Origin of the sequence: Microcoleus sp. Pol10D4 (assembly GCF_036701555.1) — a bacterium.
GTDB lineage: Bacteria > Cyanobacteriota > Cyanobacteriia > Cyanobacteriales > Microcoleaceae > Microcoleus.
Genome location: NZ_JAUBRA010000005.1, coordinates 104,124 through 116,228, shown reverse-complemented (window position 1 = coordinate 116,228; position 12,105 = coordinate 104,124). Strand labels below are relative to the sequence as shown.

General features: G+C 45.9%; 13 protein-coding genes. 5 read left to right on the top strand and 8 right to left on the bottom strand.

What is annotated here, in order from left to right; all coding sequences use genetic code 11:
- Nucleotides 1–16 precede the first annotated feature (16 nt).
- Both QUA36_RS04785 and QUA36_RS04780 read left to right on the top strand, forming a co-directional pair.
- Complete coding sequence (locus QUA36_RS04785) at nt 17–880, top strand: aldo/keto reductase (protein ID WP_333161262.1); 864 nt, start codon at nt 17–19, stop codon at nt 878–880.
- A gap of 137 nt (nt 881–1,017) precedes the next feature.
- Nucleotides 1,018–1,695 carry a GIY-YIG nuclease family protein gene (locus QUA36_RS04780; RefSeq protein WP_333161260.1) on the top strand — a complete coding sequence of 226 codons (678 nt, stop codon included), beginning with the start codon at nt 1,018–1,020 and terminating at the stop codon, nt 1,693–1,695.
- 145 nt (nt 1,696–1,840) lie between these two features.
- On the opposite strand, the gene QUA36_RS04775 is transcribed toward QUA36_RS04780, so the two are convergent.
- Nucleotides 1,841–2,689 (bottom strand): DUF3598 family protein, encoded by an 849-nt coding sequence (locus QUA36_RS04775; protein WP_333455886.1) that lies wholly within the window; start codon nt 2,687–2,689, stop codon nt 1,841–1,843.
- A gap of 18 nt (nt 2,690–2,707) precedes the next feature.
- Between QUA36_RS04775 and QUA36_RS04770 the strand changes: the two genes are divergently transcribed.
- Nucleotides 2,708–3,517, top strand: a complete 810-nt coding sequence (locus tag QUA36_RS04770) for an SAM-dependent chlorinase/fluorinase (protein WP_333455884.1) — start codon at nt 2,708–2,710, stop codon at nt 3,515–3,517.
- 207 nt (nt 3,518–3,724) lie between these two features.
- Here QUA36_RS04770 and leuS read toward each other — a convergent pair whose 3' ends face one another.
- The 3 genes from leuS to aat all read right to left on the bottom strand — a co-directional run bounded on the left by leuS (nt 3,725) and on the right by aat (nt 7,931).
- Entirely contained in the window at nt 3,725–6,283 is a 2,559-nt protein-coding gene (gene leuS, locus QUA36_RS04765) for a leucine--tRNA ligase (protein ID WP_333455941.1), read from the bottom strand.
- 250 nt (nt 6,284–6,533) lie between these two features.
- A complete protein-coding gene (locus QUA36_RS04760; RefSeq protein ID WP_333161249.1) occupies nt 6,534–7,235 on the bottom strand; it encodes a Uma2 family endonuclease in 702 nt (233 codons plus the stop codon).
- 99 nt (nt 7,236–7,334) lie between these two features.
- The gene (gene aat, locus QUA36_RS04755) at nt 7,335–7,931 is read right to left on the bottom strand and encodes a leucyl/phenylalanyl-tRNA--protein transferase (protein ID WP_445251267.1); all 597 of its coding nucleotides are present in this window, start codon (nt 7,929–7,931) and stop codon (nt 7,335–7,337) included.
- Nucleotides 7,932–7,977: 46 nt separating this feature from the next.
- Between aat and QUA36_RS04750 the strand changes: the two genes are divergently transcribed.
- The gene (locus QUA36_RS04750) at nt 7,978–8,307 is read left to right on the top strand and encodes a hypothetical protein (RefSeq protein ID WP_190740107.1); all 330 of its coding nucleotides are present in this window, start codon (nt 7,978–7,980) and stop codon (nt 8,305–8,307) included.
- Between the two features lie 139 nt (nt 8,308–8,446).
- Here the strand turns inward: QUA36_RS04750 and rpsN are convergent, their stop codons facing one another.
- From rpsN to QUA36_RS04730, 4 genes are all read right to left on the bottom strand, one after another.
- Nucleotides 8,447–8,749 carry a 30S ribosomal protein S14 gene (rpsN, locus tag QUA36_RS04745; RefSeq protein WP_190740106.1) on the bottom strand — a complete coding sequence of 101 codons (303 nt, stop codon included), beginning with the start codon at nt 8,747–8,749 and terminating at the stop codon, nt 8,447–8,449.
- Nucleotides 8,750–9,009: 260 nt separating this feature from the next.
- Nucleotides 9,010–9,672, bottom strand: coding sequence for an endonuclease III (gene nth / locus QUA36_RS04740; RefSeq protein WP_333455882.1), 663 nt, complete (start codon nt 9,670–9,672; stop codon nt 9,010–9,012).
- Nucleotides 9,673–9,982: 310 nt separating this feature from the next.
- On the bottom strand, nt 9,983–11,077 hold the full coding sequence (rseP, locus tag QUA36_RS04735; RefSeq protein WP_333455880.1) for an RIP metalloprotease RseP: 1,095 nt from the start codon (nt 11,075–11,077) through the stop codon (nt 9,983–9,985).
- Between the two features lie 35 nt (nt 11,078–11,112).
- Complete coding sequence (locus tag QUA36_RS04730; RefSeq protein ID WP_333105714.1) at nt 11,113–11,274, bottom strand: hypothetical protein; 162 nt, start codon at nt 11,272–11,274, stop codon at nt 11,113–11,115.
- 57 nt (nt 11,275–11,331) lie between these two features.
- On the opposite strand from QUA36_RS04730, the gene QUA36_RS04725 reads away from it, so the two are divergent.
- Nucleotides 11,332–12,009, top strand: coding sequence for an ATP-dependent Zn protease (locus QUA36_RS04725; protein WP_333455878.1), 678 nt, complete (start codon nt 11,332–11,334; stop codon nt 12,007–12,009).
- Nucleotides 12,010–12,105 lie beyond the last annotated feature (96 nt).

Here is a 12,105-nt window from a genome sequence, read left to right as displayed (position 1 = left end):
AAACGCAGGCAAACCAATGAAAAGAAAAAAACTGGGTAACAGTAATTTTACTATCAGCGCGATCGGTCTTGGAGGTATGCCAATGTCCTTAAGCGGCAGACCGCCCGAAGATCAATCAATTGCAGTAATCCACCGCGCCCTCGATTTGGGTGTCACCCTAATTGACACCGCAGATTCCTACTGCCAAGATCAATCCGACAAACACCACAACGAGCACCTGATTGCCAAAGCTTTGGAACAGTATAGCGGAGATGTTAGGGCCGTTACTGTGGCAACTAAAGGCGGCTTAATGCGGCCTCAAGGTGCTTGGACGCGGAACGGCAACCCCCACCATTTACGCAAGACAATTCGCGAAAGTTTTGAAGCATTAGGCGGCAAAGAACCGATCGACCTTTGGCAATATCACTCGCCCGATCCCGCTTATACCATCGAAGCAGCCCTAGCACCTGCAAAAGAAGCAGTAGAAGCAGGAATGATTCGATTTGTTGGAGTTTCCAACTTTTCTGTAGAGCAGATCAAACGCGCCCGCGATACAGTAGAAATTGTCTCTGTTCAGAATCAATATAATCCGTGGCACAGACAGCCGGAATCAGACGGCGTGCTGGAATATTGCGAAACCGAAAAACTGACATTTTTTCCCTGGAGTCCTTTGGGAGGAAGCCGCCGCGTCACCAGCTTGCAAGATATGCCCGCGATCGCCAAATTAGCCGCAGAAAAAAACGTTTCTGTTTACTGTATAGTATTAGCTTGGTTGATGGCAAAATCGCCCTGCATTGTTCCCATTCCCGGTGCGACCAAAGTATCGAGTATTGAGGACTCTGTGCGGGCGCTCGAAGTTAAATTGACTGACGAGGAATTGCAACAAATTGCCGTAAGTTAAGTATATAAGGGCAAAAACACCATAGAACAGGCTTTTCGGCCTGTTCCACAAGAACTTTATTGTGGGTGGGCATCTTGCCCGCCCTTGAAAGTGGGATTTAATGAGTAAAGTTGACATTTTTTGAGGGATTGAATTTAATGGAAGCTAATCAAGTGAATGCCGATCGAGACGTAGCAATTGAACATCAAAATGTACCTGTCGCCCATGAAGGACTGCACAACTTTTTATACAGTTCCGACTCAGAACACAGCGCAGCGGCCGCTATTTCTGAATTAGAAAATGACGGCACGCAAGTAATGTCGATCGATACATGGCGCGATTTGGCAACTAATGCGAAAGTCGCCGGCGTTTACGCTGTAATGGATATTTCCCGCAACACTCAGTTTATCGGTTATTCGCGAAATATCCTGCTTTCAATCAACGGTCACATCGCCCAAAACGGCGTCGAAAATTGTGCTTTTCTGCGCGTGCAAACTTTCAAATTCCCGAAGCGGGAAGAAATGGAAAGTTTGCGGGATGCTTGGATAGCAGAAATTGGCAGCATTCCCCCTGGAAACGGTGCTGAAAGCGAAATGTGGGCGGCTACGGTAGGCCAAGCAGCGCGCGCTGCTATGTCTGCTGAGGAACAAAAAGCTTATGAGGAAAAGAAACTGAAATTACGGAAAGCAATGGCAGATTCCACTCTTACCAAAGAGTTAGAAACAGCGGCCAAAAGTGACGGCGAACAGGCTAAGGATTTGGAAGCGGCTGTTAACAATGATGACTGGAGTGCGGTGATTCAATCACAAACCCAGGAAACAAAATCCGGTTCCTAAATTGGAAAAATGTTTGTAGTGCTGATATCTTGTACTATTTTTAGAACGGGCAAGATGCCCGTTCCACAATATATCAATTTTATGGTGGGGCGGGCATCTTGCTTGGGCAAAAGACTCAATCTTAATCCTCAACAACTTATCGGAATTAATGACTAACTTTGCGTTCAGTAACTAAAGTCAAACTCACCCATTCACCGCGCTCATTGTAACTGCGAATCATCCGAAACCGCAAGTCAGGTTCTACTAACCAACCAGCCTCGAAAAATATAGGTTTTCTGGATTCAATCTTAATAGGTAAAGTGCAAGAACCGCCGTCAGGAAGGAGCACAACTTGCACGGGCGAAGCACCTTCGTTAAAATTTAATACAGAACCGTCAATGCTGGCGCTAGAACTGATAACAGTAGCATTACTGCCAAAAGTAATTTTCTGCACTAGGCGATCGCTACTTTCCAAATGCAATTGCATTTTGGTTGAATAAATGTCAGGAGAACGCCCATCTGGATACATTGTCACGGCTTCACCCTGCCACTCTCCCAGCAAATCCTCAACAGTTAAATGCGGACGTTCTGGGACATTTTTATCAAGCTGCTTTTCCCGAATTAATGTAAGTTTGGATAAATTGCCGTCGGTATTGTAGATCATAGGGAAGCGCAACCGGCGATAATTGTAGATAAAACCAAACTCGGCACCGCACTCAGAATAAGGCGCTAGTTGAATAGTTCCCTGACAAAAAGCTCCATTCTCAAAAAACAGGATATCTCGTCCCAAAGCTTGAAATTCTCGAACAAGTTCGTTGACTTCCGGTTCGCCGACACCGCTAGGATTTGGGTAAAACCGACGGAGTTTTAATCGCACTGTTTTGTTGTCATTGAAACCTTCGAGAGAAATAATGCTAGGAGTATCTTGAAGTACCTCTCCTCGCGGCGATAACTGGGTAAAGGAACCGTGCCATTCTCCTAAGTTTTGCAGAAAGTTTTCCCATTGTGATACCATATTTTAACCTTTGGATATATGTCTAAAAATAGAATTATAACTCTGCTTACGGATTTTGGATTAACCGATGTTTATGTGGGAGTGATGAAAGGTGCGATCGCCCAAATTAACCCGCAGTTAAAAGTCATTGACATTACGCACCAAATACCCTCTCAAAATATTGCGGCGGGGAGGTTTTGTTTGATGACTGCTTTTGCTTATTTTCCGCCGGAAACCGTACATATTGCTGTCGTCGATCCGGGGGTGGGAAGCAAGAGACGCCCGGTTGCGATTAAATGTGCTAATTGCTTTCTTGTCGGGCCCGATAACGGGTTGTTTAGCGGGGTGTTGAGTCGGGAAAGCGCGATCGCCTGTGTCGAACTCACGAATTCTCAATACTGGCGCACACCTCAACCCAGCAGCACTTTTCACGGTCGGGATATTTTTGCAGCAGCGGGCGCTCACTTGGCCAACGGGGTGGCGTTGGAAGACTTGGGGGAGGATCTCGACCCTGCGAGTTTAGTGCAGTTAGAGATACCAAATTGTGCCGTTACAGCCACAGGTATAGAAGGCTGTGTTCAATATGTCGATCGCTTCGGCAATCTCATTACTAATATCCCGAATAATTGCATTATAGGTAACAATTGGTCATTGACAATTAGCAATAGTTCTGATGCAATTCGCATCCCCAGCGGTAAAACCTACAGCGACACCGAACCGGGCGATTTAATTGCCATAACTGGTTCTGACGGTTGGGTAGAAATTGCCGTTAATGGCGGCAGCGCTCAATCTGTATTAAAATTGGAATGCGGAGCGATCGTGCAATTGCTTTTTGAAACTAACAATTAAATAGGACTTAGGCATCGGTGCTCAGAAACCGGGTATTTTACGAAAATACTTTGTTAGAATCAGTAGATTCCCTAAAAAACCCGGTTTCTTTGGCGGAGTGCGTAAGTCATAATCGGGAAATTGTTAGATTACTCATTTTTGGACTGGCTACTTCTTAACTGCAAGTATTAAAAACCCGGTTTATTGAAGAAACCGGGTTTCTCAACTTTATCCAGCTACCACGAAATTAACCAACTTTCCAGGCACCACAATTACCTTTTTAATCTCCTTACCTTCCAGATGACGCTTGGCCAATTCCGACTCGCGAGCAAACTTTTCCAAAGCAGCTTTATCAGCACCTGAAGGAACTTGAATTGTGCCGCGAGTCTTGCCCATAACTTGAATTACCAGCGTAATTTCATCGGTAATTAACGCAGATGGATCGACACTCGGCCAAGTTTGCGTATGCACCGATTCACTGTTACCAGTATTGTGCCACAATTCATCAGCAATATGCGGCGCAAAAGGCGCTAACAAGCGAATCAAAGTGTTAATTCCTTCTGCATAAATTGGCGAATCTTTACATTTAGCATCACTCAAAGCATTGCTGAGTTTCATCATTTCAGAAACAGCAGTATTGAACTGATAATCACCCTCCAAATCTTCGCTCACTTCCTTAATTGCAGTGTGAATCGCCCGCCGCAAATCCTTCTCAGGTTTACTTAAAACCTCTTTCTCCCCCCCTTCGCAAGGGGCGGCTGGGGGGGGTGAACCAAAATCTGTAACCACGCGCCAAACGCGATTTAAAAAGCGAAATTGCCCTTCCACATCAGCGTCGTCCCACTCCAAATCCTTCTCTGGTGGCGCTTTGAATAAAATAAACATCCGCGCCGTATCTACCCCATATTTGCCCATAACTTCCAAGGGGTCAACGCCATTGTATTTTGATTTGGACATCTTCTCGTAGAAGACTTGCAAAGCTTCGCCAGTTTGAGGATCTTTGGGATTTGCGGGGTCTATATCTGCTGGGGGAACGTATTTGCCAGTAACGGGGTTTTTGTATGCCATTGCTTGTACCATGCCTTGAGTTAACAGGCGTTTAAATGGTTCGTCACAATTGATCAAACCCCGATCGCGCAAAACCTTGGTAAAGAACCGCGAATACAGTAAGTGCAAGATGGCGTGTTCGATGCCGCCCACATATTGATCCACTGGCATCCAATCATTTGTCTTAGCCGTATCGAAGACTTGCTCTTGATTTTGAGCATCGGGATAGCGCAAGAAATACCACGAAGAATCGATAAAAGTATCCATCGTATCTGTTTCCCGCTTCGCCGCAGTGCCGCAACTCGGACAAGGAACGTTTACCCATTCTTCCATCTTTGCCAAGGGCGAACCTTTGCCCGTAAATTGTACATTCTCCGGCAACAATACGGGCAAATCCGATGCGGGGACGGGGACTGTCCCGCAGGTGGGACAGTGAATTACGGGAATCGGAGCGCCCCAATAACGCTGTCTAGAAATTAACCAATCTCTCAAGCGATATTGCACTCGCGCTTTGCCATAACCTTGATTTTCGGCATGGTCAATAATCGCTGCTTTGCCTTTAATTGAATCCATGCCGTTGAAGCTTTCGGAATTAATCATAATTCCTGGTTCTGTGTAAGCTTCGGTCAGCGGAATCTCATCATCATCTACAATTACTACTTTAATTGGCAGTTGATATTGATTGGCAAATTTGAAATCTCGCGTGTCGTGGGCGGGTACTCCCATGACTGCGCCGGTGCCGTATTCGTACAATACATAATCGGCAATCCAAATGGGAATTTCTTCGCCGTTGAAAGGATTGATTGCTTTGCCACCTGTGGGGATGCCGCGCTTTGGTTTGTCTTCGGCTGTGCGATCGATCTCGCTTTGGGCGGCGACTTCTTTGATGAAGCTTTCTACGGCGGCTTTTCTGTCTTCCGTTGTCACGCGCTTAGTTAGAGGATGTTCCGGCGCTAAAACAAGGTAACTGACGCCGTAAACTGTATCGGGACGTGTGGTAAAAACGGCGATTTTTTCATCCATTCCGACAATCGGAAATTCTAAGTAAGCGCCGACTGATTTGCCGATCCAGTTGGCTTGCATTAATTTGACTCTTTCAGGCCAATCTGGCAATTTGTCTAAGTCGTTTAATAACTGTTCGGCATAATCGGTAATTTTGAGGAACCACTGCCGCAATAATTTGCGCTCGACTTTGGCACCGGAACGCCAGGAACGACCTTCGTTATCTACTTGTTCGTTTGCTAAAACTGTTTGGTCGATCGGGTCCCAATTAACTGCCGCTTCTTTTTGATATGCTAATCCTGCTTCTAAAAATTGCAAGAAAATCCATTGAGTCCACCGATAATAATCTGGAGAACAAGTTGTAACTTCTTTTGTCCAATCAAATGAAATGCCCAAACGCTGAAATAAGGCTTTCATTTGGGAAATGTTTTGATAAGTCCATTGTGCAGGTGGAATTCCTCGCTCAATAGCTGCATTTTCTGCGGGCAAACCAAAAGCGTCCCATCCCATCGGATTCAATACCCGATAACCTTGCATTCGCTTGAGTCTGGCAATTACATCGATGATTGTGTAGTTGCGGACGTGGCCCATGTGCAAGTTTCCCGACGGGTAGGGGAACATGGATAAGGCATAAAATTTAGGCTTTTGGGTATCTTCTGGCATCTGGTCTAAGTTTTGCTCAGCCCATGTCTGCTGCCATTTTTCTTCTATGGATTGGGGGTTATATCTGGAATCCACAACAATTGCTCCGTGCATGGTTTAGTAATGTTTGCTTCAGTATTTTTACACATTCAAGGGGCTTCGATTCTGATTTTTCTGAGCTCCAAGGATTTTGGCTCAAATCTCTGTATTATATATTGTAGTATATGTAATTTTAGCTGGGGGGCGATCGACCAAATATCCCCGTTCGCCCTGAAAAAAGTAAATAACTGCAATCCCCAGAAACCCGATTTCTTTGACAAACCGGGTTTATTCTCCTAGTTCGAGCTTAGATGCTATCTGGATCGATGTTCAATTCGCGCAGTTTGGCGGCTAAACGTTCGGCTTTTTGAGCTTCTTGTTCGGCCCGCTGCGAGGCCTCTTCTGCGCGCTGAAATTCTTGTTCTGCGCGCCGTCGCTCTAATAGCCGCTCTGCATTTATTTCGGAATAGGAAAGAAACTTTTCTCCATCAGGGCGATAGATTTCTAACCCTTCTTCTGGTAACTCAAACCGCACTCCCAGTCTGGGACTTATCCATCCCTCCATCGGTTCAATTGGTTCTAAGATTCCTTCAATTCTTTGCCAACCTTCTAACTGATTTCTTTCTGGATCGTAAAGGTAATACTCCTCGACTCCGTAGCGATTGTAAAATGAAAATTTCTTGTTCATTTTTATTTGGCTGTCGCTGAAAGAGCGAATCTCAAACACGACTTTGGGAGGGATATTATATTCACGAAATTGGAGGTAAGAACGCCGATCGCCCTTTGGCCTCCCAAATACCACCATTACATCGGGCGCTTGAGAAATATCTGTTCTACCCTCAACCGGATACCACAGTAAATCGGCGGCTATAAACACGTTTGGGTCATCTTTCAACAGCGACTCGCAACCTTCTTTGATTGTGACAATTAATTTGTATTGAATTGTGCTATCTGCCAGAGGTTGACCGTCGCTGCATGGATAAATAATTTCTTCGGTTGTGACTTGCATTGTGGTTGTCTCCGAGAAGTATCTCAGCTTAATTATAATATTGTTTGAAGCAACTCTCCGCGCGAAAATGGCAGTGCAGTTTCCCTAATTACAGAATATTCAAAATAGCGTGCAGCGGCGCTTCAAAGCTGCTTGCAAAAGAGTGTTGTACAGTTTTTCCTTAACAGTATAAGCTCCGAATCTTTCTAAGTGCGGATTGTTCATTTGAGCGTCGAAAAGTAGATAAGATCGATCGCGCAATCTCTCCACCAACTTCACCATCGCCACCTTAGAACCCTCGGGAATTCGGTAAAACATCGACTCCCCAATAAACGCACCGCCGATCGACAATCCTAAAATACCGCCCGCCAATTCGTCCCCGCACCAAGTCTCGAAGCTGTAAGCCCAACCGGCCTCATACAAACCCCAGTAAATCTTCTTGAGCTCCTTAGAAATCCAAGTCGTTTCGCGATCGGCACAACCCTCAACCACCGCCCCAAAATCGCGGTTCACAGTCACCGAAAATCGATTTTGATTGATTTGGCGACGCAGGGATTTCGGATAGGTAAATCTTTCATCCAGGGGAATCAGCGCCCGCTGCCGGCTGGAATACCACCCCAAACTTTCCTCGCCCTCATTTGCCATCAAGAAGTAGCCTTGGGCATATCCTTGTATAATTGTCGGTATATCATATTGCATATATTTATCAGTTGTCATTTCTCAGTTAACTTTTCAAAGTCAACATTAGCAATTAGGAATAATCATGTCTGAAACCATTGAACCTATTACCTTACCGCCCGCCAAAAACCCTGAACAAGAAGGCCAATGGCTCCAACAAACGCTGCTGGCATGGCTAGACTCCGAGTTTATCCCAGAAGCAGCCAACCAGCAAATAGCTAAAAGAGCTGCCCAAATCTATGTCCGCCAGCGCATGGAAGGCGAAAATGACGTGGGCAGCCTCGTAATTGCGATCGTCACCGAAATGCAGGCCTATGATTTTTCTAAAAGCTTCTACGGCGAATTTGCGATCGCCAATGCCGTCAGCGACTTGTTACTCGAAAGTCTCGGCATCGATAAATGCTGCGGCCAGTGAAGCAAGAAGGAGGAAAATTTAACTCATAAGTCTGAAACAAAAATCAACCCCAAACCTAATCCTGCCGATTAATTGTGAGTTTTTTTCTTCCTTCTTCCTTCTTCCTTCTTCCTTCTTCCTTCTTCCTTCTTCCTTCGTGCTACCAGCTAGACTTCACAACACCGGGCAAAAGACCTTCGTGAGCCATTTCTCGCATCATGTTGCGAGACAGTCCGAAGTCACGATAGACACCTCTGGGGCGTCCAGTTGCCCAGCAGCGGTTCCGCAAGCGAGTCCGTGAACTGCTGCGGGGTAGCTGTTGTAGTTGGCGGTGAATCGCCATTTTGTCCATCTGATTGGTAGCTTGGTCAAACTGGTCTTTCAGGTCTTCCCGCTTGTCGGCGTACTTGTCTACGAGTCTCTGGCGCTTTTTCTCGCGCTCGACCATGCTCTTTTTAGCCATAATCTGTTGATATCCTTAGATAAATCACAATCTACTATTTTACTATATTTTGGTGATTTCGGCTCGCTTTTATTTGAATTATTTCTTTTGTCAACAAGATTTTTAGCAACAGGCAAGATGCCTGTTCCACAATAACTCAACATTTTTGTGGTACAGGCAAGATGCCTGTACTTAACATTGGTGCAACACCTAACTATTAGCAAAAGGACACAAATCTGCAATAACTCAACATTTTTGTGGTAAAGGCATCTTGCCTATACTTAACCTTGGTGCAACACCAAACTATTAGCAGAAGGACACAAATCTGCAAGTTCGCAAATATTGCAAGCCGGATTTCTCGCATTACAAACGGCCCTGCCGTGATAAACCAACCGAATCGACCAATTTTCCCAATCCGGCTGCGGCAACAATACCATCAAATCTCGCTCGATCCTTATAGGATCGGTATGTTCGGTCAATCCCAACCGTTGAGTCAAACGTTTGACGTGAGTGTCTACCGTCACGCCCATATTAATACCAAAAGCGTGGGCGAGAACGACATTAGCCGTTTTGCGGGCAACTCCGGGCAATTCTAGCAGCAGTTCCATCCGCTGCGGCACTTGATTGTTAAATTTATTGACGATCGCCTGACAAGCACCTTTAATATTTTTAGACTTATTCCGGTAGAAACCAGTCGATCGCACCAGACTTTCGAGATCTTCTAAATCAGCATTTCCCAAAGCAACCGCATCGGGAAAACGCTCAAACAAAGCCGGCGTTACCAGATTTACTCGATCGTCCGTACACTGAGCCGAGAGAATCGTCGCCACCAGTAACTGCACGGGAGTTTCGTAGTTGAGAGTACAAGGAGCTTCGGGATAGAGGCGTTTGAGGCGAACCAGAATTTCGAGCGATCGTTGTTTTAAACTTAACTTTTTAGTCATTAGTCAGTAGTCATTAGTCATTAGTCATTAGTCAGTAGTCATTAGTCATTAGTCATTAGTCAGTAGTCATTAGTCATTAGTCATTAGTCATTTGTTATTTGTTTTTAACTTCCAGGCACGACCGGGGAACCCATAACCAGAGGCTCTGCCTCGCTTGCGTAGGAAAAAAAGAGAGGGAAAAATAGGAAAATAGGAAAACGGAAAACTAGACATAATTCTTCCTTCTTCCTTCTTCCTGAAATCCGTTACATCCGTTACATCCGTTACAGAATCCGTTGCAGAACTTCCTTCTTCCCTCTTCCTTCATTTACTATTGCATGAAATTTCGCAAATCAAACCCAGCCAAATTAGCAGTATCGCGAATAATCAAGAATATTCCCAAACCCAGCAACAACACCAAACCAGTCTGCATGACATTTTCCTGAATGCGGTTCGGCAGAGGCTTGCCCCGCAGTCCTTCTATTAACAGAAAAGCTAGCTGACCGCCGTCCAAAGCAGGTAAAGGCAAGATATTAATCACAGCCAAATTGACGCTAATTAACACCGCATACTGAAACAAACTCGCAGCATCCGATTTGGCAATCCCTGCACCAATCGCCACAATCGCCACAGGCCCGGACAACTTGTCGGCAGTCTGGCTGAAATTGCTAAGTAACTGCCCGAAACCTTGAACCGTCAGCACCACAATCCGCTCAAATTCTTTGGCAGCCTTGCTAAACGCCTCTACAAATCCGGCCCTCTGCCGCACCACAGTGCCGTTAGAAGTTAGCTGCACACCAATGCGACCTTTGCCGTCGGGCGACTCTTCAGGAGTTACTGTCACCACAAATTTTTGTTCTTGGCGCTGAATTTCCAACGCTAGGGGTTGGTTGGGATGATCTTGGATTGCTGTGACCAATAATTTGATTGCTTCGCGGGAAGCGCCCAATTCCTTGCCGTCAACAGACAGAACAACGTCGCCCGATCGAATTCCCGCTTGTTTGGCGGCCGAACTGACTTCCGCAGCGACTTCCGGGACTTTAACTCCCGGTAGGTAGTTCATTTCTGCTGCGCCGACAGTACCCAATTGCACCACCAACAGGAAGTAAGCAAAAATTAAGTTGGCAATTACCCCTGCGCTAATGACGATCGCCCGATCGAGCACGGGGCGATTTTTGAGCAAATTCGGGTCATTTGGGGGAATTGTACTGTCTGGATCGTCGTCCGGGAAACCCACGAAACCTCCCAGGGGAAAGGCGCGGAGGGCGTATTCAGTTTCCGGGCCTTGGTACTTCCAGAGGACGGGCCCGAAACCGATAGAGAAGCGGTTGACGTGGATGTGTTGAAGTCTCGCCGCCAGGAAGTGGCCGAGTTCGTGAACGACAATCAAGATACCTAAAACTGCGATCGCTGCCAAAACTGACATGAAGGATTCCACTAACACTTTTACTGGACTTTGATTTATTTTAATATCTTTTTAATATCGGTGGCTTCGGAGGGACAATTTTCAGTCAAACTGGAAGGTGGTGTTTTTGTCGGAAGTCCCGGCTGCTGCGATCGACCCGACGCTGCCAAACCGATCGCGCGATCGTACCTGAGTTTACCTCTAAAACCAATTCCCATTACCAATTCCCTATTACAAATTACCCCTTACCAATTCCCAGTTACCCATTCCCAATTATGAAAGACACTTCTTTGAATATTATCGCTATTTCTATCTTTGCCATCACCATTTCAATATTGTTGGGGCCCCTATTCAACTTGCCAGAAGCCGTACCTGCGATCGCCACTTTTTGCCTGTTGGGGCTAGCCACCCTCGACAGTTTCCAGTGGCAAGGTCAAGGCGGTACTATTTTATTAGATTGGCTGGGGGGAACTTCCAAACAAAAGCGCGATCGAATCCTTCACCACGAAGCCGGACACTTCCTAGTCGCGTACCTGTTGGGAATTCCCGTAACCAGCTACGCCCTCAACGCTTGGGAAGCATTTAAACAAGGTCAAACAGCCCAAGGCGGCGTCCGATTTGAAGACGAACAATTAGCATCTCAACTCCAAAGTGGCACACTTTCCGCCCAACTTTTAGACCAATACTGCACGGTATGGATGGCCGGAATAGTCGCCGAAAAATTTGTTTACGGCAGCGCACAAGGAGGAGCAGAAGACCGCACCAAAATTAGTGCAATTTTAACACAACTGCGCCGTCCCAGTTCCGAAATTCAACTTAAACAAAACTGGGGTTTGCTGCGAGCAAAAAACCTGATCGAAAGCCACAAATCAGCTTACGAAGCCCTAGTAGCAGCAATGGAAGAAAGAGCAACTATTGCCGAATGCTGCGACATAATCCAGCAAAATTTATAGGGAAAAAATTACGCACTCTTGCCTTATAAACCCGGTTCCTCTGTAGATTTCTCACAAAAACAAAAAAATTGCGTAGAAACCGAGTTTAAGAGCGTA

Excerpts from the sequence above, each read along its gene's own strand:
- QUA36_RS04785 (WP_333161262.1), top strand. The coding sequence starts at position 17 with ATGAAAAGAAAAAAACTGGGTAACAGTAATTTTACTATCAGCGCGATC.
- QUA36_RS04780 (WP_333161260.1), top strand. The coding sequence starts at position 1,018 with ATGGAAGCTAATCAAGTGAATGCCGATCGAGACGTAGCAATTGAACAT.
- QUA36_RS04775 (WP_333455886.1), bottom strand. The coding sequence starts at position 2,689 with ATGGTATCACAATGGGAAAACTTTCTGCAAAACTTAGGAGAATGGCAC.
- QUA36_RS04770 (WP_333455884.1), top strand. The coding sequence starts at position 2,708 with ATGTCTAAAAATAGAATTATAACTCTGCTTACGGATTTTGGATTAACC.
- QUA36_RS04760 (WP_333161249.1), bottom strand. The coding sequence starts at position 7,235 with ATGCAAGTCACAACCGAAGAAATTATTTATCCATGCAGCGACGGTCAA.
- aat (WP_445251267.1), bottom strand. The coding sequence starts at position 7,931 with ATGACAACTGATAAATATATGCAATATGATATACCGACAATTATACAA.
- QUA36_RS04750 (WP_190740107.1), top strand. The coding sequence starts at position 7,978 with ATGTCTGAAACCATTGAACCTATTACCTTACCGCCCGCCAAAAACCCT.
- rpsN (WP_190740106.1), bottom strand. The coding sequence starts at position 8,749 with ATGGCTAAAAAGAGCATGGTCGAGCGCGAGAAAAAGCGCCAGAGACTC.
- nth (WP_333455882.1), bottom strand. The coding sequence starts at position 9,672 with ATGACTAAAAAGTTAAGTTTAAAACAACGATCGCTCGAAATTCTGGTT.
- rseP (WP_333455880.1), bottom strand. The coding sequence starts at position 11,077 with ATGTCAGTTTTGGCAGCGATCGCAGTTTTAGGTATCTTGATTGTCGTT.
- QUA36_RS04730 (WP_333105714.1), bottom strand. The coding sequence starts at position 11,274 with ATGGGAATTGGTTTTAGAGGTAAACTCAGGTACGATCGCGCGATCGGT.
- QUA36_RS04725 (WP_333455878.1), top strand. The coding sequence starts at position 11,332 with ATGAAAGACACTTCTTTGAATATTATCGCTATTTCTATCTTTGCCATC.